Below are 23,695 nucleotides of genomic sequence, written 5' to 3' on the forward strand. Positions count from 1 at the left end.
GCACTCGCGGTGTCGTGGGGGTGCCTCTTGGGACGCTCTACGTCGCGAAGGGCACCCCCGCCAACCTGGTGAAAGGGCGCGACTCCCCCGGTTTTTCCGCGTAGCGTGCTGGCATGATCGAGGGGTTGCGGTTGCGGCCGGTGGCCGAGTCGGATCTTGACTCGTTGGATGCCATGTTCAACGATCCGGCCGCCATCGGGGAGTTCAACTGGGGTGGGTTCGTCGGCGGGGGGCAGTGGCGGCGGCGGTTCGCGGAGAACGGGCTTCTCTCCGACGACAAGAGCGTGCTGATGGTCGCGCTGGATGACGAGACGCTCGGGTTCGTGTCGTGGTTTCGGGTGATGACGGGGAACGTGACCTACTGCCTCGAGTTCGGGATCAGCCTGTGGCCGGACGCTCGTGGCAAGGGGTACGGAGCGGCCGCCCAACACCTTCTCGCCCGCTACCTGTTCGCGCATGCGCCGATCAACCGGGTGCAGGCCGTCACCGAGGTCGACAACCTGGCCGAGCAGCGGGCCCTGGAGAAGGCCGGTTTCACGCGTGAGGCCGTGATGAAGGGGCGCACGTTCCGGGACGGCGCGTGGCGGGACGAGGTCCTCTACCGCATGGTGCGCACCGAACTCACAGGCGGAGACACCACTCCAGCGGGCTGACCAGGATCCTCGTGTTCGCCCTGCCGTTCCACACCGTCGGGGCGCCGGCGGAGTTCAGGGCCGTCACCACCTCCTTGGCCACCGTCGTGGGGTCCGTGCCGTCGAAGGTTCCGTAGGACAGGTACAGGCCGGCGCCGGATGCGGCTGCCTCGGTGTCCTGCTGGTGGAAGAAGACGTAGCCGTGGTCGCCTTCCCGTGCCGCCGCGCCGATCTCGGCCGTGCCGCAGGTGCCGCAGCAGGTGAAGTTGGCCCTGGCCACGATGCCGGGCATGGACTCCAGCACGGCCAGCACCCGCTCCGCATCGGTCTCCGCCGGCCAGGTCGCCTGCTCGGCCACGCGGGCCTGCCACAGCCGATCGACCCGCGCCGCCAGGTCCGCCTCCGCGTACTGGTCCTCGAAGTACTCGACGGCGACCGCCACGACCTCGTCCCGGCCGGTGAAGCCGCCGTGGACCAGGGGGCGGGCGAACTCCTCGATCTCCTCGACCTCTTGGGGCTCGAGCACGGTCAAATCTCCTCGGGGAAGGCGATCAGGTGGGACCCGGTGTCGGTGTGGGCCGAACCCATCTCGTGGCCGCCAGGGTCCGCACTGGGTGGCCACGGTCGAGAGCGAGCATGCGCGGCAGTGTTCCACCATCCGGACGGGCGACGAAAATCCCCGAGACGAACGGGCATGCCTTGTTTCAGGATGCGGGGATGGACTTCTCGATCGTGCTGGCGTTCGCCGTCGCCTGTGTCGTGATCAGTGTCGTGCCCGGGCCGGACATGATGTTCATCATGGCCAACGGGATCGCGCGGGGGCGGGCCGCGGGGGTGGTCGCCGCCGCGGGCATGTCCAGTGGGATCGTCGGGCACACCGTCGCCGCCGCGCTCGGGCTCGGTGCGTTGCTGCAGGCGGCGCCCGTCGCGCTCGATGCCGTGCGGATCGCGGGGGCGGTCTTCCTCGTCTACCTCGCGATCATCACCCTGCGGTCGGCCAAGGACGTGGCCCGTACGGCGCCGACCAGGTTCGGGCAGCGATCGCTGCGCCGCACCTACCTGATGGCCATGCTCGTCAACCTCTCCAACCCCAAGGTCGTGCTGTTCTACGTCGCGTTCCTCCCGCAGTTCGTCACCGAGGGCGGGTGGCCGGTGCCGGTCCAGTTCCTCGCCATGGGCGCGATCCTCATCGTCATCGGGTTCTCCGTGGACGCGACCGTGGGGCTCGCCGCCGGAACGCTCGCCAGGGTGCTCCTGCGCAGGCCGGGCATCCAGCGCTGGCTGAACCGGGTGTCGGCGGCCATCTTCGGCGGGCTCGCCGTGCGGCTGGTGGCCGATCGGTAGACTCCGAACGGTCCAGCAAGGGGGAAATCGTGACGCGGCGTTCCTCTGTTGTCGCACTCTCGGCCGTCGTGGCCGTGTTGATCGTCCTACTGCTGCTGGTCGACTTCCGGAACTTCATGGACCTGCGGGTCTACCGCGCGGGTGGGCAGGCCTGGCTGGACCGCTTCTCGCTCTACTCCGACGCGTTCGCCCACCGCTACCACACCAAGGGCCTGCCGTTCACCTACCCGCCGGTCTCCGCGCTGCTGTTCACCGGGTTCGCGCTGGTGCCGTGGGACGTGGCCGTCGCGCTGGTGACCGTCCTGTCGCTGCTCGCCATCGTCGGCGTGGCGATGCTCGTCGTCCCGCGCCGGACGGCCGCCGCCGTCGCCACGGTGGTCGTCGGCGGAGTGCTGCTCGAACCGGTCCGCCTGACGCTCGGGTTCGGCCAGATCAACCTGATCCTGATGGTGCTGGTCGTCGCCGACTGTCTGCTGCCGCGCACGCGGTGGCCACGTGGGCTGCTGATCGGGCTCGCGGCCGCCGTCAAGCTGACGCCGCTCGCGTGCCTGCTCTTCTTCGCGACGCGGCGGGAGTGGCGGCCGGTGGTGACCGCGGTCGCCGCGTTCGTCGTGGCGACGCTGGTGGCGTGGGTCCTGTCCCCCGGCGACACCCCGGCGTACCTGTCCGCGGTGCTGGACGACCCGGCCCGGATCGGCGGGCTGACCTACACCGGCAACCAGTCGCTCAACGGGTTCTGGCACCGGCTCGGGCTCGGCGGCACGCTCACCACGGGGCTGTGGCTCGCGTCCTCGTTGGTCGTCGTCGCGGTGGCGTGGTACGGCGCACGGCGCGCGCATGCCGAGGGCGACAGGCTGGGCGCCCTGCTCGCGGCCGCCATCGCCGGGCTGCTGGTCTCGCCGGTCTCCTGGTCGCACCACTGGGTGTGGATCGTCCTCGCCGGCGTCTGGGTGGCGCCCCGGCTGCGCGAGTGGCGCTGGCCGGCCCGGATCGTGGCCGGCGTCGGCGCGGTGCTGTTCGCCGCGCCGCTGCACTGGGTGCTGCCCAACCGGTTCGACCGGGAGCTGCACTGGGCGTGGTGGCAGCACATCGTGGGCAACGAGTTCTCCTGGTACGGCCTGGCGATCCTGGTCGTGCTGGCTAGGCCGTCAGTAGCTCGCTGGTCTCGCCGTCGTACACCAGAAGACGTCCAGGCGCCGGAGCCGCGGTCATAGTCGTGCCGACCGCCGGTTCCTCGTGTTCCGGCACGGTCAGGCCGACCAGCACCTCGCCGGGGCACTCCAGGGTCACGAGCGACGTCACGCCCAGGTTCTCGACGATCGACACCACCCCGGTGATGCCCTCGGCGCCGGGCTGGAGGTACTCGGGGCGGATGCCGGCCACGACCGGGGTGCCGTCGGCCAGGGTCAGGTCACCCGGCGGGGCAAGCATCGCCCCCGCGACCTCGACCCGACCGTCACGGACCGTGCCGGACAGCAGGTTCATCGGGGTCGAGCCGATGAAGTTCGCCACGAACGTGTCCGCCGGGCGCTGGAAGACGTCCTTCGGTGTGCCCAGCTGGCGGATCCGGCCCTCGGCCATCACCGCGATGCGGTCGGCCAGCGCCAGGGCCTCCGCCTGGTCGTGGGTCACGAACACCGTGGTCAGGCCCAGGTCGTGCTGCAGGCGCTTGAGGAACGTCCTCGCCTCCAACCGCAGCCGGGCGTCCAGGTTCGACAGTGGCTCGTCGAGCAGCAGCACGTCCGCGGACATGGCGATCGCGCGGGCCAGCGCCACCCGCTGCTGCTGGCCACCGGACAGCTGCCCGGGGCGCCGCGCCAGCAGTGCCGACAGACCGAGACCAGCGGAGGTCGACGTGGCCGCGTCCTGCTGCGCCTGCTTCGACGCCCGCCGCACACGCAGCGGGTAGGCGATGTTCTGGGCGACGGTCATGTGTGGGAACAGGGCGTAGTCCTGGAACACCATGGCGACACCGCGCTTGCCGGCGTCGACGCGGGTGACGTCGCGATCGCCCAGCGAGATCGTGCCGGCCGACGACTCCTCCAGGCCGGCGATCGTGCGCAGCAGGGTCGTCTTGCCGCAGCCGGACGGGCCGAGAAGCGCGAAGAACTCGCCGTCCGCGACGGACAGGTCCAGGCCGTCGACCGCACGCACCCCGTTCGGGTACACAGTGGACAGTCCGGTCAGCTCGATGGCCGCCATCGGCACACCCCCTCGTCCGCTCCGTGGACCGCTCCGCAAGCTCCACTCATGCCTTGATCCCTCCGTGGAAGCGGAACCCGTACCGCTTGCTGACGAACAGGTACAACGCCACCACCGGGACCGCGTAGAGCAGCGAGAACACCGGGATCACCGTGAGGTTCGCGCTGCCGCCCTCGTCCTTGAGCGTGCGCAGCAGCACGGCGGCCGGCTGCTCGGACACGTCGCGCAGCAGCAGGAACGGCAGTAGGAAGTTGCCCCAGGCCTGCACGAACGCCCACACCGTGATCGTCGCGATGCCCGGCCGCGCGACCGGCAGGACCACGTGCCGCAGCACCTGGCCCGGCGACGCGCCGAACACCCGCGCGGACTCCTCGTACGAGCGCGGCACCGAGTCGATGAAGTCCTTCAGGATGAAGATCGCCGCCGGCAGCATGCCGCCCGCGATCACCAGGCCGGTCGCGTACTGCGAGTTGATCAGGCCGAGCTGGAGCATCATCACGAAGATCGGCACCATCGCCGCGGTGCCGGTGACCACGCTGGACAGCAGCAACAGCACGTACAGCAGGGCGTCCCGGCCCGGGATGCGGACGCGGGACAGGGCATAGGCCGCAAGGGTGCCCAGTGCCGTGGTCACGATCGTCGCCACCGCGCACAGGAGGACCGAGTTGAGCAGCGAGCCCAGCGCGTACGGGTGGGAGAAGGTGACGCGCCAGTTGTCGAGCGTCCAGTCCGGCCAGCGCAGGCCGACGCCCGGGTCGCTGTCGAACGGCGCGGACGCCAGCCACAGCGTGGGGACCGCGAAGAACGCCAGCAGGGCCGCGATCAGGACGGTGTAGAGGGAACGGCGCAGCATCGCGTTGAAGCTCACGCGCGCCTCCGTAGCAGGAGCAGGTACCCCAGCGACACCAGCAGGTTCACGATCAGCAGCAGGAACGAGATCGCCGCCGAGTAGCCGAGCTCCCCGTTCGCGATGGCCTGCTGGTAGATGAAGACCGGCAGCGTCTCCGACTCGTGGTTCGGGCCGCCCGCGGTGAGCAGGAACGGCGTGAAGTCGTTGGCGGTCCACAGGGAGATGAGCAGCGTGTTGGTGAGCACGTGCCCGCGGATGTGCGGGAACACGACGTCCCGCACGGTCTGCCAGCCGCTCGCGCCGATGGTCTTCGCCGTCTCCAGCTGTGAGGGCGGCACCGCGGCCAGCGCCGAGCCGTACAGCATCATCGAGAACGCGGTGCCCCGCCAGGTGTTGAACACGATCAGCGAGGCCATCGGGTACTCGACGAGCCACGCCGTGGAACCGTCGCCCAGCAGGGTGTTCAGTGTGCCGCCGTCGCGGTCGAGCACCGCGGTCCACAGGTACGCGACGACCACGCTGGGCAGGATCCACGCCAGCAGGACGAAGGTCTCGACCGTGCGGCGGACGACCGGACGGGCGGACCGCAGCACCCACGCGAGCGCGAAGCCGAGGAGGTTCTGGCCCAGCACCGCGGAGCCGGCGACGAACAGCAGCGTCAGCCAGACCGCGTTGCCGAACAGCGCGTCGTCCAGGCCGGCCATGAAGTTCGACAGGCCCACGAACGACGGCGCGACCGAGTTCGGCCCGGTCAGCGTGTAGTTCGTCAGTCCTATGTAGATGGTCCAGAGGGCCGGGAAGACCAGGAACAGGCCGATGAGCAGCAGCGCGGGCGACACGAACCCGACCGCCCGCGCCACGCCGAGGCCGGAGGCGTCCCGCTGTGTTGGATGGGTCGCTCCGCTCATCCGCGGGCCGCCTCCCTCCCTCGTCGCAGAGCTCGACGCTCGTTCCTCGCTCCCGAGCCCTGCTCCTCGCTCAGTCCGGCGGCGGCTCCTTCGCTTCTCTCCCTACTTCGCAACTTTGTCCTCGCCAACGGCCTTGATCAGCGCGTCCTGGTAGGCGGCGGCCGCCTCGTCGGCGCTCTTGCCGGCGATGATGTCGGCGGTCGCCTGCTGCAGGGCGGTCGACACCTTGGGGTAATCCGCGAGCCCCGGCCGGTAGCGGGTGATCGGCAGGACCTTCTCGGCGATGAAGCCCAGCATCGGGTCGTTTTTCAGCACCTCTTCGTTGACGTCCTGGCGCTGCGTGATCTGCGCGGTGTCGCCGAGCCGCTCCTTGGTGGCCTTGGCGGAGTTGATGAACTGGAGCAGCTCCCACGCCTGCTGCGGGTACTTCGTCTTCGGGTTGATCACGCGGATCGAGCCGCCGGACATGCTGACGTAGTCCTGACCGCCGACACCCGCGCCCGGGTTCATGGCGGGGATCTTGGCCCAGCCGACGGCGGTGTCCCGGTCGGCCATCTTCGCGACGCCGACGGTCGGGTCGACGACCGAACGCCAGAAGTAGTCGCTCTCGAACAGGATGCCGATCTTGTTCTGGGCGAACTCCTCGAACGACTTGTCGCGGCCCTTGGCCTCCTGCGCGAGCACCGGGTCGCCGAGGTTGCCGCGGTAGACCTGCTGGTAGAGGTTGAGGACCGCCTTGATCTCCTTGGTGGCGCCCTGCCACCTGCCGCCCTGGTAGATCTCGGTGCCGGTGCCGGCGAGCAGCGGGAGGACGCCCTGCATGGTCGTCGCCTCTGTCATGGCGGTGCCGGCGTTGAGCTGGATCGGGGTGACGCCGGGGAGCTGCTTGAGGCTGACGGCCGCGGCGGTGATGTCGTCCCAGCTCGTCGGCTGCCAGTCGGCCGGCAGACCGACCTGCGCGAAGAGCTTCTTGTTGAAGAAGATCACGCGTCCGTCGGTGCCGACGGGGATGCCGTACCGCTTGCCGCCCAACTCGCCGAGCTTCTGCACCGCGTCGGGGATCTGCGGCCAGCCGTCCCACGCGTCGACCTTGCCCTTGCCGACGAGGTCGTCGAGGGGCCTGACCTGGCCGCCCTCCGCGAACTCGCCGAGCCAGATGCCGTCGATCTCGACGACGTCACCGCCGACGTCGGTGTTGAAGTCGAGGGCGATCTTGGCCTTGTACTCGCCGTCGTCCACGCCGCTGCCGTCGAACTTGACCGTGGCGTTGACACCCTTGGCCTTCTGCTGCCTGGTGAACTCCGGGATCACCCAGTCGGTGATCCACTTCGCCATGAGGTCGTTCTTGCCGCCGGCGACCGCGTTCGCCGTGATGGTGAGGGTCACGTCCTTGGCGTCCGCGTTGCGGCCGCTGTCCGAGTCCTGCTGCTGCCCGAGGCAGCCCCCCAGCGCCATCGTGGCGACGGCGGTAATCGCCAAAGTTCGCCGAGCTCGCATCTCCGGCACCTCTCGTCATCGAGTTCGTTGGCTTTTCACCAACAGCGGTCCGAACAGGACGGAGATTAGCCCGGCGCGGTGGCGAGCGCGACTATGACGCCGACGCGGCACGAAGATCGGCACGAAACCGCAACTCATTGTGTGTGAACGCGCGACTCAGTGTGTGTGAACGCGCGACTCGCGGGGGGTGCCGGCCAGGGCCAGGGTGGCGCCGTCGTGGCTGCACAGGATGTGGCCGTGGGCGCCGGGTGGGTCGAAGGTGTCGCGGTCGAAGCGGACCTTGTGGGTGGCCTCGGGGCCGATGAGCAGGGTGCCCGGGGCGTCCAGTGCGATCAACTTGCCGTCGACCGGGAGCAGGACCGGGCCGGTGCGGTCCGCCGAGACGGCGGTGCGGCCGGCTCGCAGGCCTTCCAGTACGGCCGGGACCAGTTCTTCGGCGTTGCGGGCGTGGGAGTCGACCGCCACCCACGTGGTCGGGGCGCCCAGGCGGACACCGGCGTCGGGGCCGTGCCAGTCGCTGCCGCCGATGGGGGTCGCCGCCGTTCCCCATGCCTGCCACCACGCCACCGGGCCGCCCCACTCCGGTGACTGCCAGCTGGAGTGCCACACCTCGGCCAGCGGCGGGTGTTCCGGCAGCGGATGCCGCCACGCGCAGTCGCCGCCGAGCGGGTGGTTGATCGACAGCAGGCCGCCGCGCTCGCGGACGGTCTTCACCCAGTTGGCCGCCGGCTCGCGGAAGTCGACCCAGCCGATGTCGCCGAAGGCGTTGGCATGGCCGAACTCCGTGGTGATCTCCTGGCCGGGGATCAGCGCGATGCCATACCTGCGACCAACCTCGGCCAGCTCGGCGTGGTGGCTGACGGTGTTGTGGTCGGTGACCGCCAGCGCGTCCAGGCCCGCCGCGACGGCCGCGGCGGCCAGCTCCGCGACGGTCGCCGTGCCGTCGGAGTGCAGCGTGTGGGCGTGCAGGTCGGTAGCGACCCAGCGCAGGCCGGCGGCGGCGGGCAGGCCGCGCGGCCGCGGTTTCGCCGGCACGGGCGGGTCGAGGCGCTTCGCGGGCAGTTCGACGTCCTCGTCGGTGCGGATCGTGACGGTGACGTCGATGCCGTTGGCGGGCAGGCGATGCAGGCCGAGCACCACGTGCCACTCCCCTGGCTCCAGGTCGCCGGCGACGTAACCGGGCGTGGCCGCGTCCGGGGTGATCACGTAGCTCCGCCGGGCGCCGCCGGACCAGCCGCGCCACCCCCGCGCGCCCTCGCAGCCCAGGTCGATCACGGCGCCTGCCGCCTGGTCGAACTCCAGCTCGACGGCGATGGACCGGCAGCCCGGCGGCACGTCGAACGGAAGCAGTGGCCAGTGTTTGTCAGCTCTCAGATCGCGGGTCCAGAAGCCTCTGTGGATCTTGGGGGCGCCCATGGGTAGATCCTGCCAGTAACGGATGGGACAGGAGAGAGGAGAATGCATCCGCTGGGCGCGGCTTCCGCCGCGATGGTCGAGTGGACGGGGTAGCGTGCGAGCCGTGACGGATCCGGTAGACGTCCGCCTCCTTGGCTTGGTTGCCGAGATGGGCAGAGCAGCGGTGCACGAGGTGGCCGCCCGACTGGGGATGGACCCGCGGGAGGTCGCGTCACGCCTGGTGGCGCTCTCGGCGACCGGGTTGCCGCTGCTCGTGGGGGTCGAATGTGACCCCGTCCGCCTCCGCCAGGCCGCGGCGGCCATGATGGCCGCGTCGTCACCGCAGTACGGGATGCCCTACGGCGTGCAGGGCACGCCGACCGGGCCGTACCCGCCCTCCGGGCCGATGCCCGTGCCGGGCCCTGTTCCCGGTCCGTACGGCCAGCCGCAGCAGGGACCGTCCGGCCCGCATTCGGTGCCACAGCCGGTCATGCCGCGCACGGGACCACCCAGCTCCCCCTTCCCCGCCCAGACCGGACCACCCAGCCAGCCGTTCCAGTCGCCGGTTCCACAGCAGCAGCCCATGCCTCAGGTGGAGGCCCCGATCAGCATGTGGGGCCCGCCGCAGACGTCGACGTGGGCCCGGGGGGACGGACCACCGCAGGATGTGACACAGCCCACGGTCCGCGCGGAGAAGCCGGACGTGCGGCACGGCAGGGTCGGCACGGCCCTGCAGACCGAGGGGCTGGAGGGCGAGCGGCTGTCGATCACGCTCGTGGAGGTCGTCGACCCGGCCGACTACCTGTTCACCGCCGCCGGCTACCGGCTGCAGGAGGGTGAGCGGTCGGTGGTCGTGCACACGGAGCTGACCAACCGCGGCAACGTGGCGTTCCAGTCGCTGCCGGACCTGTACCTGGTGCTGGTGACGCCGGACGGGAAGACCATCTCGAAGGCGCCGGTGTCGCTGTCGTCGCGGCCACCGCACCGGATCGGCGTGCCACCCGGCGAGACGCAGGGCGGCCACACGGTCTACGTGGTGCCGGAGCACACGGAGGTCACCTCGGTGCGCTGGAGTCCGCGCCCGGACGAGGAGTCCCGCGCCCTCACGTGGACCGTCGAGAACTAATACCTGTCCCGGGATCTCTGGTCGGACTGGTCACCGGACAGCCGGAACACCCGCGACACCCATGATCTGCGCTTCTCGGGTTGCTGCTGCCCGGGTGGCTGGATGGCGGGGATCGGCGAGGTCGGCGGCTCGGTGCGGTGCTCATCTGCCTGCGGATAGGAGCCCGCGGACGCGAAGCCGGCCGGCTGGTGGTGGTTGGGCTGTGCCGGCGCGGGTTGTCCGTAGCGACCCGGGGCGTGGCGCGGCCCAGTGGCGAAGCCGGGTTCGCTCGGTGCGTCGTCGTCCGCGCGACGGCCGTCCGGTTCGAGGTCGGAGGGCGGCGCCGGCGGGCCGCCGCCGATCACCGGCGGCGCGACACCGTCCACGAGGAAGTGCTCCACCGGGTCGCCGTCCGCCTTCTCGCTCGGCACGCCGCACCACCGCCCCTCGTTGGGTTGTCGCCCAAAGTACGCGAACGCGAGGGTTTGTGGGAGATTCTCAGCTCTCGTCGGTCAGCAGGTCCAGCGCCGCCTGGAGGTCCGCCGGGTACTCGCTGGTGAACTCCACCCACCGGCCGTCCGCCGGGTGGTGGAACGCGAGTCTCCTGGCGTGGAGCCATTGGCGGGCCATGCCCAACCGCTTCGCCAGGACCGGGTCGGCGCCGTAGGCCAGGTCGCCGACGCACGGATGGCGCAGTGCCGCGAAGTGCACGCGGATCTGGTGTGTCCGCCCGGTCTCCAGCCGGATCGCCACCAGCGACGCCGCGCGGAACGCCTCCAGCGTCTCGTAGTGCGTGACGCTCGGCCGCCCGCTCGCGACGACCGCGAACTTGTAGTCGTGCTTGGGATGCCGGTCGATCGGCGCGTCGATCGTGCCGGCGGACGGGTCCGGGTGGCCCTGCACCAGGGCGTGGTAACCCTTGTCGACCGTCCGCTCCTTGAACGCGCGCTTCAGCACGGTGTACGCGTGCTCGCTCTTGGCCACCACCATGACCCCCGTGGTGCCCACGTCCAGCCGGTGCACGACGCCCTGCCGCTCGGCCGCGCCGGACGTCGACACCCGCACGCCCGCGGCCGCCAGTCCGCCGATGACCGTCGGGCCCGTCCAGCCGGGGCTCGGGTGCGCGGCGACGCCGACCGGCTTGTCCACGACCACGATGTCGTCGTCCTCGTGGATGACCGCCAGACCCGGGACCTCGATCGCGGGCACCGGCTCGCCCTCGCGCTCCGGCTCGGGCAGCGTGATCTCCAGCCACGCGCCCGCGGTGAGGCGGTCGGACTTGCCGGCGGGACGCCCGTCCAGGCTCACGTCACCGGACTCGGCGATCGCGGCGACCGTCGTGCGGGACAGGCCGAGCAGCTTGGCCAGGCCGGCGTCCACGCGCATGCCGTCGAGCCCGTCCGGGACGGGCAGGGTGCGTGAGTTCATTTCTTCCCCGCCGTCCGCCGGCCGTCGTAGTCGCGGCCCAGCAACGCCATCAGCACGATCAGCGCGCCACCGCACACGATCGACGAGTCCGCCACGTTGAACACCGGGAACACGTCGCCGTTGGGTGCGAACGGCGACAGGAAGTCGACGACGTGCCCGTGCAGCGCGCCGGGCGCGCGGAAGAACCTGTCGACCAGGTTGCCGACGGCGCCGGCCAGCACGAGCGACAGGCCGATGGCCCAGCCGACGGACCGCAGCTTGGGCATCACCCAGATGATCCCGACGACGACCGCGAGCGCGATCAGCGTGAGCACCCAGGTCATGCCGGTGGCCATGCCGAACGCGGCACCGGGGTTGCGCACGATCTGCAGGTAGAACAGCCCACCCAGCACGCGGACCGGCTGCTCGCCCTCGAGCGCGGTCAGCGCGGCCTGCTTGGTGATCAGGTCGGCGGCCAGCACGATCGGCGCGACGATCGCGACGAGCCATGCCCGCCGGGGCGGCAGGGGCGGCACCACCGGTGTCTCGGTGTCAGCCTCCGCGTCGGCGCTGGTCTCGTCGGGCGAGGATGATGAATCGCTCGCAAGCTCGCTCACGAAACCCATTGTCCACGGTCCGGTCACTCACTCAGGAAGGCGGGCAGCTCACGGGGATCGTCGACCGGTGCGTACCGGCCGTCGACCAGCGTGTACCCGACGCCGGGGCCGTGGCTGACCAGGCTGCGCAGCGCGGTGAGCAGGCGGTCGACGTGCTCGGCGGTGCTGCCGAGGCCGACGCTCGCCCGCAACGCGCGGTCACCGGACAGCCGCCGGACCGCGATGTGCGCGCAGAACGCGCCGTCCCGCACACCGATGCCGTGCTCGGCGGACAGGTACGCGGCGACCAGGCCGGGGTCGTGGCCGTCGACGGTGAAGCTGACGACGCCCACGCGCGGCGAGTCGTCGCCGAAGATCGACAGCTGCCGCACGCCGGGGATGGCGGCGAGCCCGGTACGCAGCCGGTCGAGCAGATCCTCCTCGTGCGCGAACACCACGTCCCAGTGCCTGCTCAACGTCCGGCAGGCCACGGCCAGCGCGTGCGCGCCGACCACGTTCGGCGAGCCGGCCTCGTGCCGCTCCGGGCCGTAGTGCCACGACACGGCCCGCTCGGTGACCTGGCGGGTCGCGCCGCCGCCTGCCAGGTACGGGTGCGCCGCACGCAGCCAGTCGGCCCGCCCGACCAGCGCGCCGGCGCCGAAGGGGGCGTACAGCTTGTGCCCGGAGATCGCGACGTAGTCGACGTCCAGCGCGTGGATGTCGACCGGGCGGTGCGGGGCGAGCTGGGCGGCGTCGAGGACGATCCGGGCGCCGTGCCGGCGGGCGACGGCGGACAGGCGGGCGACCGGCCACAGCTCACCGGTGACGTTCGCGGCGCCGGTGACCACGACGAGCCGCGGCCCGGTCGGCGTCCGCGCGAGTGCCTCGTCGAGGTCGCGCTCGACGTTCGCGGTCGGGGTGACGCGGTACACGTACGGGCCGCGCCACGGCAGGATCGCGGCGTGGTGGTCGGTGTCGAAGACGATCACGGACGTGCGCTGCGGCACGGCCCTGGCCAGCAGGTTCAGCGCGTCGGTCGTATTGCGGGTGAAGATCACCTCTTCGGTGCGGCGGGCGCCGACGAAGTCGCGGACCGCCTCCCTGGCCTGCTCGTACACCTTCGTGGACACCTGGGAGGCGAACCCGGCGCCCCGGTGCACGCTCGCGTACCAGGGCAGCAGCTCGTCCACCGCGTCCCGGACGGCGTCGAGACAGGGTGCGCTGGCCGCGTGGTCGAGGTTGGCGTACTGGACGTGCCGGCCGTCCACCAGCGGCACGGTGAGCCGGCTGCCGGCCACCGTGGGCAGCTCGCTGCTCGGTGCTTCGACCGCGGCTCGGGCATGGGGGATCGCAAGCGTCATCGAGGCGCTCTCCTGGCTCGGGGACCCCGGTGGGTCCGCGCTTGCCCACCCGCAGGTCGCGGGAGGCCTGGTCCTCACCCGGGGCACCCCACCGCGGTTGGAGGGTTGCCGTCCAGCTAGCCGGGGCTTCGCGCTGGCTCTCATGACCTTCGTGAAGAAAAGGTAGCCGATGGCCCGCAGAACTGTCCAACGGTTGTGACCCTTGCCAGACTGACGGCATGGCGGACTACGACCTGCTGGTGTTGGGCTCCGGACCAGGTGGACAGAAGGCGGCGATCGCGGCCGCGAAGCTCGGCGCGTCCGTGGCGCTGATCGAGCGGCGGAACATGATCGGCGGCGTGTGCATCCAGACGGGCACGATCCCGTCGAAGACGCTGCGTGAGGCCGTGCTGTACCTGACGGGCATGTCCCAGCGGGACCTGTACGGGCAGAGCTACCGGGTCAAGGAGGACATCACGATCGGCGACCTGACCGCGCGCACGTCGCATGTGGTCGGTCGCGAGGTGGACGTGATCCGCAGCCAGCTGACCCGCAACGGGGTCGCGATACTGCCCGGCCTCGGCCGGTTCGTCGACCCGCACACGATCCAGGTGTCCGACGGCAGCGGGCAGGAGCGCAAGGTCACGGCCGACAAGATCGTGATCGCCACCGGCACCCGCCCGGCCCGGCCGGACACGGTGGACTTCGACGAGCAGACGATCATCGACTCGGACGGCATCCTCGGCCTGGACCGCATTCCCCGCACCATGATCGTGGTCGGCGCCGGGGTGATCGGCATCGAGTACGCGTCGATGTTCGCCGCGCTCGGCACGAAGGTGACGGTGATCGAGCAGCGGATGCGGATGCTCGACTTCTGTGACACCGAGGTCGTCGAGGCGCTCAAGTACCAGCTGCGGGACCTGGCGGTGACGTTCCGGTTCGGCGAGACGGTGACCGCGGTGGAGCGCCATCCGCGGGGCACGGTCGTGATCCTGGAGAGTGGCAAGAAGATCCCCGCCGACACGGTGGTGTACTCGGCGGGCCGGCAGGGCATGACCGACGGGCTGAACCTGGAGGCGGCCGGGCTGGCGGCGGACAAGCGCGGCCGGATCAAGGTGGACGGCTCGTTCCGCACCGAGGTGGCGCACATCTACGCGGTCGGCGACGTCATCGGCTTCCCCGCACTGGCGGCGACGTCGATGGAGCAGGGTCGGCTGGCCGCGCACCACGCGTGCGGCGAGCCCGTGCACGAGATGCACGAGCTCCAGCCGATCGGGATCTACACGATCCCGGAGATCAGCTACATCGGCCGGACCGAGGACGAGCTGACCGAGCAGCGGGTGCCGTTCGAGGTCGGCGTGTCCCGGTACCGGGAGCTGGCGCGCGGGCAGATCATCGGCGACTCGTACGGGGTGCTGAAGCTGCTGGTGTCACCGGAGGACCGGTCGCTGCTGGGCGTGCACGTGTTCGGCACCAACGCGACCGAGCTGGTCCACATCGGACAGGCCGTCATGGGCTGCGGCGGCACGGTCGACTACCTGGTCGACACGGTGTTCAACTACCCGACGCTGGCCGAGTCGTACAAGGTCGCGGCGCTGGACGCCACGAACAAGATGCGGCAGATCAGCCTGCTGACGGAGTGATCGGCGCGGGACGGTGTCGAGGATCGTCGGACGCTGGCCCGGCTCCCTAGGATGGCCGCGTGGTCTTCCTGCTCGTGGCCGTGCCGTTGTGTGTCGAGGTCTGGGGGCGGTGGGTCGAGCTGGCGCTGAGCCTCGCCGTGGTCGGGGTGGTGTTCGCGGTCTTTCGGCGCCTTCCGGTCGTGGTGGTGTCGGTCGCGGTGGCCGGGGTGTTGGTGCCCTCGCTGGTGCTGGCCCCGACCGTCACCGACCCGGTGCGGGTGTGGCCCTTCGTGGCGTGTGCGGTCCTCGCGTACCTGGCGGGGCGGCGGGTGGCGGTTCCGCCGGTGGTCGCGGCCTTCGGTGGGACGCTGGTCGCCGGGCTCCTGGCCGGCGTGGTCGCGGACGTCGTGCAACGGGGTGGGTTCGGGCTGGTCTTCGGGCTGTACGACTGGTTCCTGGCCGCCCTCGTCCTGCTGGTCGTCGCGGGAGTGCCGTGGCTCGCCGGGCGGTACCGGCGGCAGGGCGCGGAGATGGTCGCGACCGGGCTTGAGCGGGCGGCGCTGGTGGAGCGCAACCGCATCGCGCGGGAGATGCACGACTCGCTCGGCCACGAGTGGGGGCTTCTCGCGTTGCGGGCCGCGGCGCTGGAGGTGTCGCCGGGGCTTGACGAGCGGGCGCGGGCGCGGGTCGGCGAGCTGCGTGCCGGGGTCGCGGCGGCCACGGAGCGGTTGGATGACATCGTGCGGCTGCTCGGTGAGTCCGACGACGACCTGGTCGGCCTGGTCGCCCATGCCAGGGCGGCCGGGCAGGAGGTCGAGCTGACCGGCACGGCGCCGGCCCGGGTCGCCCGGCAGGCCCATCGGGTGGTGCGCGAAGGGCTCACCAACGCGGCCAAGCACGCGCCGGGCCAACGGGTGACCGTTCGGATCGACACCACCGGCGACCACACGACACTGACCGTCGAGAACGGCCTGTCCGACGGGGAAGCCAGGCCGGGCAACGGGTCCGGACTCGCCGGGCTGCGCGAGATCGCACAGCTCGACGCCGGCAGGAGGGACGGGCGGTTCGTGCTCACCGCGACCCTCCCCCACGACCCGCCGTCCACCCGCCGCGCGCCCTCCCGGGCATGGCGGCTCGTCCGGGTGCCGCTACTGGCCGCCGCCGTCGTCCTGGTTCTCGGCGCGGGCCTGTACTTCCTCGTCGGCTCCGACAACCGGCTCGACCCCGCCGTCTACGCCACGCTCCGCATCGGACAGCCGCAGGACGACGTCGAGAAGGTGTTGCCCCGCTTCCAGATCCTCGGCGACCCGGAACACTCGCTGCCCGCCCCACCGCCCGGCGCCGACTGCCGGCATTACTGGGCCACCGAGCAGACCGACGACCGCCTCTTCTACCGGCTCTGCTTCCTCGACGGCCGGCTCACCACCTTGGAGACCGTCCCACGATGATCCGCGTGTTGCTCGCCGACGACGAGCCGCTGACCAGGGCCGGCATCCGCGCGGTCCTCGCCGCCGAGCCGGAGCTCGAGGTGGTCGCCGAGGCGGCGGACGGGCGCGAGGCGATCGAGCTGGTCGCCGCGCACCGGCCGGACGTCGCGCTGCTCGACATCGTGATGCCCGTGCTCGACGGGCTCGCCGCGGCCGCGGAGATCACCCGCACCGCCCCGGGCACCGGCGTCCTGATGCTCACCACGTTCTCCGCCGACGAGCACATCGCGGCCGCGCTCAGTGGTGGTGCCCGCGGGTTCCTGCTCAAGACCGGCGACCCACGCGAGCTGTTCGCCGGCATCCGGGCCGTCGCCGGCGGCGCGGCGTTCCTGTCGCCCGCGGTCGCGCACCGGGTCATCCAGCAGGTCAGCGGCGACCGGCTGGCCAGCGCGGCACGCGCGCGCACCCTCGTCGACACGCTGACCCCCCGCGAACGGCAGGTGCTCGCCCTGGTCGGCGCCGGGCTGCCCAACGCGGAGATCGCCCGCCGGCTGCATGTCGTGGAGGGCACGGTGAAGGTGTTCGTCACCTCGATCCTGCGCCGGCTCGCGGTGGCGAACCGGGTCCAGGCGGCGATCGTCGCGTACGAGGCCGGGCTCGTATGACTTTCGGCAACCAGAGCCGTTCCCTTTCGCCAGATGATCGGCGCGCGGACGTGCCGAAGGCTTGCCGCCATGAGAACCCTGATCATCGCCGCCGGGCTCGCGGTGGCCGCCGGACTCGCGGCGCCTACCGCGGTGTCGACCGCGGCCGAGCCCGTGTCCATGACGTTGCCCGCGCCGACCGGGCCGTACCCGGTGGGCACGAGGGAACTGCACCTCGTCGACCATGACCGGACCGACCCGTGGACCGGTGAGCCGCGAGAGCTGATGGTGTCGGTCTGGTACCCGGCGGTGCGCGACGGCACGCGCGCACCGCAGTTCCCGTCCGCGGTGGCCGCCTTCTACGACCTGCACGCCGGGGTGGCGCCCGGCACCGCCGCCTTCGCGGGCACCCTCACGCACTCCCGGAGCGGTGCGGGACGGCTGCCCGGCCGCTGGCCGGTGATCCTGTACTCGCCGGGTGGCGGCCACTCCCGGTTCCTCGGCACGACGCTCGTCGAGGACCTCGCGAGCCGCGGGTACGTCGTGGTGGGCATGGACCACACGCCGGCGAGCCCGGTCCAGTTCCCCGACCGGTTCGAGGCGCCGAGGCCGGGCGTGGACGCGGCGGTCGTGATGCGGGAACGGGTGCGGGACACGAACTTCGTGCTCGACGAGCTGCACATCACCGAGGCCGGCATGGTCGGCCACTCGATGGGCGGGTTCACCACCGCCGAGGCCATGCTCACCGAGCCACGGATCGCCGCGGGCGTGAACCTCGACGGCAGCATGGACCCGCGGTACGGCCAGGCCGCCGTCCATGGCGTGACCCGGCCGTTCCTCTTGCTGGGCGGCGGGTTGTCGAGCGGCGTGCCGCACAACCACGCACACAGCGACGACTGGGCGTCGTTCTGGTCGGCGTCGACGGGCTGGCGGCGGGACGTGTACGTGCCGACGGCCGAGCACCTGAGCTTCACCGACGCGCAGGTGCTGCTGCCCCAGCTCGACGGCGACTTCACCGCGTCGATCGGCACGATCGCGCCCGAGCGAAGCCTTGCGGTGCAACGAAAGTACCTCGCCGCGTTCTTCGACCTGCACCTGCGCGGCCGCCCGACCACGGTGTTCGACCACCCCGCCTACCCGGAGGTGGAACTGATCTAGGTCTTCGTGCGAGGACCGTGCCCCACGACAGCTGCCTCGGGGCAGGTGACGGCGCCCGGCCACAGCCAACCCCGACACCGCGCCATCGCGCCGCTAGTCCTTGCCCGTCTCGCCGCGCCAGCGGGCGAAGCGGCCGGCGCGGTCGACGGCGCGGATGCGGCGTTCGGTCTCGCCGCGGGCCTGTTCGGTGGCCACGACCAGCAGCTGGTCCTTCTCCTGCAGGCGGGTCGTCGGGGCCGGGGTGTGGCCGACGCCGCCGCGGACCAGGAGGCTGACCGTCGCGCCGGTCGGGAGGCGTAGCTCCCGCAGGTACACGCCGTGCATGCGGGAGTCGTCCGGCACGGTGAAGGTCAGCAGGACCGCGCCCAGCTCGTCCAGCGGCGCTGCGTCGACCTCCACCTCGCGGGTCTCACCGGGCTTGGACAGGCCGAGCACCTTCGCGATCAGCGGCAGGGTGCTGCCCTGCACGACCGTCAGCACGATGACCAGCACGAACACCGCGTCGACCAGCTGGTGCGCGCCTTCGACGCCCTCGGTGATCGGGATCATCGCCAGCACGATCGGCACCGCGCCCCGCAGTCCCGCCCACGACAGGAACGCCTGTTCACGCCACGGCACGCGGAACGGCGTCAGCGAGAGCGCGACGGAGATCGGCCTGGCGAGGAACGTGACGACCAGCCCCGCGACCAGGCCGGGCACGACCGCGTCCAGCACCCGGTCCGGCGACATGAACAGCCCCAGCAGGACGAACAGGCCGATCTGCGACAGCCAGCCCAGCCCCTCGGCGAAGGAGAGGGTGTCGGTGCGGTGCGGCAGCTTCGAGTTGCCGAGCACGAGCGAGGCGATGTACGCGGCCAGCAGTCCCGACGCGTGCACGAACGAGCCCGCGGAGAACGCCAGGACCGCGACCGAGACCGTCGCGAGTGGATAGAGGCCGGTCGCGGGGAGGGCGGCGCGGCGCAGCGCCCACGCGCCGAGCCAGCCGAACGTGACGCCGATCAGGCCGCCGACGACGAGCTCGTAGACCGCCAGGAGCGGGTCGACCCAGGTGGCCGTGCTGCCGGCGGCGAGGAGCACGACCACGAGGTAGGCCGCCGCGTCGTTCATGCCGGACTCGAGCTCCAGCGCGCCGACCAGCCTGCGGCTGACCGAGATGTTGCGCAGCACGCTGAACACGGCGGCGGCGTCGGTCGAGGCGAGGACCGCGCCCCACAGGAGGGCGAGGCGCCAGCCGAAGCCGAGGATGAGGTGCAGTGCGGCGCCGGTGACGGCGATGCTGACCACGACGGCGACCGTGGACAGCACGACGCCGGGCCAGAAGGACGCGCGGACCTCCGACCAGCGGGTCGTCAGCCCGCCCTCGGTGAGGATCAGGACCAGGGCCGCGAGCCCGAGCGACTCGGTGAGCGAGGCGTTCTCGAACTCGACGCCGATGCCGGCCTCGCCGAGCAGGACGCCGATGGCGAGGTAGAGCACGAGGGACGGGAAGCCGAGGCGCACGGACACCCGTACCGCGACCACCGAGACCAGCAGGACCGCGGCGATCGCCCCGAGCACGACCGACAACTCCTGGGCCACACCTTCCTCCTGACCACGCACCTGATCGATTCGGAAAAACCCGACGAAAAACCTAGCGCGTGCCGGGGTTCGATGGCACACGCCGGTCGGCATCACGGATCCAACGCACCGTCGTTGGCACGGCAGTCGTCATGGCGCGAGTCTGTTCGGGCTGCGCCGAGTTGCGTTCGCGGTCCGGTGGACTCGCGCGTGCGGTTCGGCACTCCTGAGTCACCACGGCCCGGCTGAGCTTGGGGTTTGGCCTCCGGCCCCCGGTCGCAAGCCTACCGTGGCGGGCCGACAAAGATCGAGAGTCGCGGGCGGTGTGTGGATGAGTCCGTCCCCTGTGGACAACTCCCCCGGAACCGTCGGTGCCCCGTGAGACCATGGAACCGGGGGCCGGAGGCCACCGGAGGCCACTGGAGGCGTTGTCACTGGAGGCGTGCCAGTTGAGGTTCGCGGTGCGGGTCAAGCCCGGTGCCAGGCGGGAGGCCGTCGGCGGCCGGTACGGTGACGCGCTGGTCGTCGCGGTGACGGCGCGGGCGATCGAGGGCCGGGCGAACGCGGCCGTGTGCAAGGCGATCGCCAAGGCGTTCGGCATTCGCGGCCACGACGTCACGATCGTCGCCGGGGAACGCGGCCGGGACAAGGTCATCGAGGTCCCGGACGCGCCCGACCGGCTCGACGAACTGCTCAGATGCTGAGCTCCGGCTTCAGCTTGGAGATCGTCCACTCACGTCGGCGCCGCACCACCAACGTGGTCAGCACCAGCGACACGACCAGGAAACCGGCCAGTACCAACGCATCCCGCACCAGATGGGCGTCGTTGCCGCCGGTGATCGTCACCCGCAGCCCGTCGACGAAGTAGCTCATCGGCAGGACCCAGTGCAGGGCACGGAAGAAGCCCGGGAGCGTCTCGTACGGATAGGTCCCCGCCGACGTCGTCAGCTGGAGCAGCAGCAACACCAGCACGACCGCGCTCGCGACCCCGCCCAGCCACGTCCGGAACAGGTGCGCGATCGCCGTGAACGTGGCCGCCGCCAGGACCACCAGGCCGATCATCGCCCACGCCATCGTCGGATCGAGGCCCAGGAACACGTCCAGCACCACGAAAAGCACCAGCCCGCCGACCACGCAGCACGTCGCCGCGGGCAGCCAGCCCGCCAGCGCGACCGTCACGTCGCCCGCGCGGGAGGCGAGGGCCCGTCCGGACACCGGCCGCAGGATCAGGAACGCCGTGATGCCGAAGACCACCAGCGCGATCGCGAAGAAGAACGGCGTCAGCCCGCGCCCGTAGGTCACCGCCGGGTGCAGGTTCTCCGTCGCCACGTCCACCGGGGAGGCCAGCGTCGCGGCGTTGCTCTTCTTCTGGTCGTCGGACAGCACGGGGATCCGGGCCTCCGCGTCGGCCAGGCCGCTCGCCAGCGAGGACGCGCCCGACGACAGCTGCGCGACGCCGTCGTGCAGGGTCGACGCACCGGCGGCCGCGGTACCCAGCCCGCTGTCCAGTCGCGCCGCGCCGGACGCCACCTCCTTGGCGCCCGCGTCGAGCGTGGCGATCTTCGTCGCCGCGTCGCGGACCCTGGCCTGCAGCTGCGGCGCGTTCTGCGCGAGCTGCTGCGCGTCGCCGTTCACCGACGCGGTCGTGGTCTTCAGCGCGGCCGCGGACCCGTTGACCTGGTTGGCGAAACCGGCCGCCGACCCGGTCACCCGCACCAGCTCCTGGTACGTCGGGTCCGACCGCAGCTCGGGATGTGCCTGGCCGAGCGCGGTCACCTGGCTCAGCACCGAACCGGTCCCGCCCGCGACCGCACTCGCGGCCTGTGCGGCCGTGCCGGCCAGGGCGTCGGCCGCCGCTGTCGCGTTCGCCGCGTCCTGGGTGAGCGACGGCAGCGCGTCGGCGATCGTGTTGGCGGCGGGCACCACGACGTCGGCGATGGCGGACACGCCGTCGGACACCTGCTGGGCGCCCGGGGCCAGCTTGTCCGCACCGGCCTTCAGGTCGGTCAGGCCGCTGGACAGCGACGCGCTGCCCTGCTCGGCGCTCGCGGCGCCGTCCCGCAGCTGGACGGCGCCGTCCGCGGCCTGCGCGATGCCGCCGCGCAGGCTCTCCAGGTTGTCGAACACCGACTGGAAGTACGCGCTGACCGCGGCCGCGCTGATCTTGTTCTCCAGCGACGCCTGGACGGTCTGGGCCATCTTGCCGACGATGTAGCCGCCCGCGTCGTCGAGCGTGATCAGCATGCGGGCGCGTTGTGGTTTGGCGTCGGCGCCGCTGGCCAGCTTCCTGGAGAAGTCCGAGGGGACGGAGATCTCGAAGTAGTAGTCGGTGTCGTGGAGGCCGCGGGCCGCCTCGGCGCGGTCGACGAAGTGCCAGTCGAAGATCCGGTCCTTCCGCAGCTCGTCGACGAACAGCTTGCCCGCGTTGACCTCCTGGCCGTTGACGGTCACCGGCTCGTCCTCGTCGACCACCGCGACCGGGATCTGGTCGAGCTTCCCGTACGGGTCCCAGTTCGACCACAGGTAAAGGCCGCCGTAGAGGAGCGGGACCAGCACGACGAACGCGAGCGCGAGCCGTTGCAGTGGGGTGCGGAACCGCTTGATCTCGAACCACGCCAATCGTGCGCCGCGCACGAGGCCCCCGCGCGGTGGCGCCGTCGCTCGGGGCTGGGCCGATGGTTCGCTCCGCTCATGACGCCGCACGGTCACTCCTCAGCTGGTGGGTGAGCGCGCCGCCGGCGAGGCCGGCGTCGATGGTGCTGGCCACGACGGTGATCCCGGCCTCGGCGACGCCGGCGAGCGTGGCCCAGACGCGGCGCTGCTGTTCGGGTGTGGCGTGCGCGTCGACGTCGTCGAGCACGAGCGCGGGAGGGCGCGCGGAGGCGGCGAGCGCGACGGCGAACAGGGCCGCCTCGTCCGGTGCGAGGTCGCCGACCAGCGTGGTGCCGTCGAGCTGGAGGCCGACGAGTCGCTCGGCCCAGTCGAGGTCGGCGTCGCGGCTGAGGAGGGCAGCCTCGCGGCGGCTGTCGCCGACGGTGAGGTCGGGGTCGAGCTCGACGGCGCCGGTGGCACGAGCGACGAGGACCATGGCGCGGATGCCGGCCCGGCCGGCGGCGCCGCCAACACGGAGAACACCCGTGCTCGGCCTGGCTCGGCCCGCTAACGTGAGCAGGAACATCGTCCGCCCGCTGCCGGCAGGCCCGGCGACCGCGGCCAGGGAGCCCGCGGGCAGCGAGAGGTCGACGTCCCGGTAGACCCAGCCCCGGCGAGTGCGCAGGCCCAGGCCTGTCGCCTCGATCATCCCCAACCTCCAAAAAATATACATTCCCGTATCCGATACGGGAATGTACTCTTGGGGGTATGGGCCAGCCAGCTGCGACGGCGGAGACGACGGTCACGCGCCCTCTGTCACGTAAACGTAGACAGACCCAGGAACGGTTGTTGGATGCCGCCCTGGACGCCTTCGCGGAGCGTGGGTTCCACGGCGCCTCTGTGGAAGACGTATGTGAGCGGGCCGGGTTCAGCCGTGGCGCGTTCTACAGCAACTACTCCTCGAAGACCGAGCTGTTCATCGCGCTGTACCGCCGACAGACCGAGAAGGTGCTGGCCGTGCTGGACGCGAGCGCGGGCCCCGCCGGCGAGCTCGACAAGCGCGACCTCGGCACGGTCGTGACCCAGTTCCTCTCCGCGGCACCGCACGACCGGCGCTGGTTTCTGATCAACTACGAGTTCGCGCTGCTCGCGGTGCGCAACGAGTCGTCCCGCGCGGCGTTCGCCGCGGCCCGCAACCGGGCGTGGACGATCTTCGCCGCGCACCTCAACGACCTGCTCGAACGCATGGGTCTGGAGCTGACCATGCCGGCACTCGAACTCACGCGCTGGCTGTTCGCCGTGTACGAGGGCGGGGCGACGCAGGCCTTCGTCGAGCCGGACCTGGTTTCACCCCAGGCCATAAGCGAACGGGTGAACCCGCTCATCCTCGCCGCCGTCACCCGCCCGAAGGCCTGAAAG

General features: G+C 71.4%; 23 protein-coding genes and 1 riboswitch. Of the genes, 10 read left to right on the plus strand and 13 right to left on the minus strand.

Translation table 11 applies throughout. The features are described from left to right. Positions 1 to 113 precede the first annotated feature (113 nt). Positions 114 to 653: a GNAT family protein gene (locus tag VET29_RS22165; RefSeq protein WP_324923512.1), complete on the plus strand. Its 540-nt coding sequence runs from the start codon at positions 114 to 116 to the stop codon at positions 651 to 653. On the opposite strand, the gene VET29_RS22170 is transcribed toward VET29_RS22165, so the two are convergent. Continuing rightward, positions 622 to 1,158, minus strand: coding sequence for a DUF6891 domain-containing protein (locus VET29_RS22170; protein ID WP_324923514.1), 537 nt, complete (start codon positions 1,156 to 1,158; stop codon positions 622 to 624). The genes VET29_RS22165 and VET29_RS22170 overlap by 32 nt on opposite strands. Positions 1,159 to 1,349: 191 nt before the next feature. On the opposite strand from VET29_RS22170, the gene VET29_RS22175 reads away from it, so the two are divergent. Together VET29_RS22175 and VET29_RS22180 are read left to right on the plus strand one after the other, a co-directional pair. Further along, entirely contained in the window at positions 1,350 to 1,976 is a 627-nt protein-coding gene (locus VET29_RS22175; protein WP_324923516.1) for a LysE family translocator, read from the plus strand. A 68-nt stretch (positions 1,977 to 2,044) separates the two neighbouring features. Next, positions 2,045 to 3,190: a glycosyltransferase 87 family protein gene (locus tag VET29_RS22180; protein ID WP_324923518.1), complete on the plus strand. Its 1,146-nt coding sequence runs from the start codon at positions 2,045 to 2,047 to the stop codon at positions 3,188 to 3,190. On the opposite strand, the gene VET29_RS22185 is transcribed toward VET29_RS22180, so the two are convergent. From VET29_RS22185 to VET29_RS22205, 5 genes are all read right to left on the minus strand, one after another. Beyond that, the gene (locus VET29_RS22185; protein ID WP_324923520.1) at positions 3,117 to 4,178 is read right to left on the minus strand and encodes an ABC transporter ATP-binding protein; all 1,062 of its coding nucleotides are present in this window, start codon (positions 4,176 to 4,178) and stop codon (positions 3,117 to 3,119) included. The two genes, VET29_RS22180 and VET29_RS22185, sit on opposite strands and share 74 nt — an antisense overlap. A 46-nt stretch (positions 4,179 to 4,224) precedes the next feature. Next, positions 4,225 to 5,046 (minus strand): carbohydrate ABC transporter permease, encoded by an 822-nt coding sequence (locus VET29_RS22190; RefSeq protein WP_324923523.1) that lies wholly within the window; start codon positions 5,044 to 5,046, stop codon positions 4,225 to 4,227. Then, positions 5,043 to 5,936: a sugar ABC transporter permease gene (locus VET29_RS22195; protein ID WP_324923524.1), complete on the minus strand. Its 894-nt coding sequence runs from the start codon at positions 5,934 to 5,936 to the stop codon at positions 5,043 to 5,045. Before VET29_RS22195 ends, VET29_RS22190 begins: the two co-directional genes overlap by 4 nt. A 102-nt stretch (positions 5,937 to 6,038) precedes the next feature. Further along, positions 6,039 to 7,433, minus strand: a complete 1,395-nt coding sequence (locus VET29_RS22200) for an extracellular solute-binding protein (protein WP_324923527.1) — start codon at positions 7,431 to 7,433, stop codon at positions 6,039 to 6,041. Positions 7,434 to 7,589: 156 nt separating this feature from the next. Next, the gene (locus tag VET29_RS22205) at positions 7,590 to 8,849 is read right to left on the minus strand and encodes a CehA/McbA family metallohydrolase (protein ID WP_324923529.1); all 1,260 of its coding nucleotides are present in this window, start codon (positions 8,847 to 8,849) and stop codon (positions 7,590 to 7,592) included. A 103-nt stretch (positions 8,850 to 8,952) separates the two neighbouring features. On the opposite strand from VET29_RS22205, the gene VET29_RS22210 reads away from it, so the two are divergent. Then, positions 8,953 to 9,954, plus strand: a complete 1,002-nt coding sequence (locus VET29_RS22210) for an AsnC family protein (protein WP_324923532.1) — start codon at positions 8,953 to 8,955, stop codon at positions 9,952 to 9,954. Here VET29_RS22210 and VET29_RS22215 read toward each other — a convergent pair. The 4 genes from VET29_RS22215 to VET29_RS22230 form a co-directional block, all read right to left on the minus strand. Continuing rightward, entirely contained in the window at positions 9,951 to 10,364 is a 414-nt protein-coding gene (locus VET29_RS22215; RefSeq protein WP_324923534.1) for a hypothetical protein, read from the minus strand. The two genes, VET29_RS22210 and VET29_RS22215, sit on opposite strands and share 4 nt — an antisense overlap. A gap of 67 nt (positions 10,365 to 10,431) precedes the next feature. Further along, positions 10,432 to 11,361, minus strand: coding sequence for an RluA family pseudouridine synthase (locus VET29_RS22220; protein WP_324923536.1), 930 nt, complete (start codon positions 11,359 to 11,361; stop codon positions 10,432 to 10,434). Then, positions 11,358 to 11,957 carry a signal peptidase II gene (gene lspA, locus VET29_RS22225; protein WP_414636566.1) on the minus strand — a complete coding sequence of 200 codons (600 nt, stop codon included), beginning with the start codon at positions 11,955 to 11,957 and terminating at the stop codon, positions 11,358 to 11,360. The genes VET29_RS22220 and lspA overlap by 4 nt, the downstream gene beginning before the upstream one ends. Positions 11,958 to 11,980: 23 nt before the next feature. Continuing rightward, positions 11,981 to 13,297, minus strand: a complete 1,317-nt coding sequence (locus VET29_RS22230; protein ID WP_324923537.1) for an aminotransferase class V-fold PLP-dependent enzyme — start codon at positions 13,295 to 13,297, stop codon at positions 11,981 to 11,983. A 32-nt stretch (positions 13,298 to 13,329) separates the two neighbouring features. Beyond that, positions 13,330 to 13,445: riboswitch (SAM riboswitch) on the minus strand. Between the two features lie 70 nt (positions 13,446 to 13,515). Between VET29_RS22230 and sthA the strand changes: the two genes are divergently transcribed. From sthA to VET29_RS22250, 4 genes are all read left to right on the plus strand, one after another. Further along, complete coding sequence (gene sthA / locus VET29_RS22235; RefSeq protein WP_324923539.1) at positions 13,516 to 14,919, plus strand: Si-specific NAD(P)(+) transhydrogenase; 1,404 nt, start codon at positions 13,516 to 13,518, stop codon at positions 14,917 to 14,919. A gap of 59 nt (positions 14,920 to 14,978) precedes the next feature. Beyond that, complete coding sequence (locus VET29_RS22240; RefSeq protein ID WP_324923541.1) at positions 14,979 to 16,346, plus strand: sensor histidine kinase; 1,368 nt, start codon at positions 14,979 to 14,981, stop codon at positions 16,344 to 16,346. After that, a complete protein-coding gene (locus VET29_RS22245; RefSeq protein ID WP_324923543.1) occupies positions 16,343 to 16,990 on the plus strand; it encodes a response regulator transcription factor in 648 nt (215 codons plus the stop codon). Before VET29_RS22240 ends, VET29_RS22245 begins: the two co-directional genes overlap by 4 nt. 69 nt (positions 16,991 to 17,059) lie before the next feature. After that, a complete protein-coding gene (locus VET29_RS22250; protein ID WP_324923545.1) occupies positions 17,060 to 18,127 on the plus strand; it encodes an alpha/beta hydrolase family protein in 1,068 nt (355 codons plus the stop codon). 93 nt (positions 18,128 to 18,220) lie between these two features. On the opposite strand, the gene VET29_RS22255 is transcribed toward VET29_RS22250, so the two are convergent. Next, positions 18,221 to 19,705 carry a potassium/proton antiporter gene (locus VET29_RS22255; RefSeq protein ID WP_324923547.1) on the minus strand — a complete coding sequence of 495 codons (1,485 nt, stop codon included), beginning with the start codon at positions 19,703 to 19,705 and terminating at the stop codon, positions 18,221 to 18,223. A 428-nt stretch (positions 19,706 to 20,133) separates the two neighbouring features. Here VET29_RS22255 and VET29_RS22260 point away from each other — a divergent pair, with 428 nt between their 5' ends. Next, the gene (locus VET29_RS22260; protein ID WP_324923549.1) at positions 20,134 to 20,388 is read left to right on the plus strand and encodes a DUF167 domain-containing protein; all 255 of its coding nucleotides are present in this window, start codon (positions 20,134 to 20,136) and stop codon (positions 20,386 to 20,388) included. Here VET29_RS22260 and VET29_RS22265 read toward each other — a convergent pair. Together VET29_RS22265 and VET29_RS22270 are read right to left on the minus strand one after the other, a co-directional pair. Further along, positions 20,378 to 22,318, minus strand: a complete 1,941-nt coding sequence (locus tag VET29_RS22265; RefSeq protein WP_324923552.1) for a YhgE/Pip domain-containing protein — start codon at positions 22,316 to 22,318, stop codon at positions 20,378 to 20,380. The genes VET29_RS22260 and VET29_RS22265 overlap by 11 nt on opposite strands. Before the next feature lie 55 nt (positions 22,319 to 22,373). Further along, entirely contained in the window at positions 22,374 to 22,985 is a 612-nt protein-coding gene (locus tag VET29_RS22270) for an ATP-binding cassette domain-containing protein (RefSeq protein WP_324923554.1), read from the minus strand. Between the two features lie 140 nt (positions 22,986 to 23,125). Between VET29_RS22270 and VET29_RS22275 the strand changes: the two genes are divergently transcribed. Next, on the plus strand, positions 23,126 to 23,692 hold the full coding sequence (locus tag VET29_RS22275) for a TetR/AcrR family transcriptional regulator (RefSeq protein ID WP_324923557.1): 567 nt from the start codon (positions 23,126 to 23,128) through the stop codon (positions 23,690 to 23,692). Positions 23,693 to 23,695: the final 3 nt, after the last annotated feature.

The organism is Actinophytocola sp. (genome assembly GCF_035634895.1).
In the GTDB taxonomy this organism is placed as follows: Bacteria; Actinomycetota; Actinomycetes; order Mycobacteriales; family Pseudonocardiaceae; genus Actinophytocola.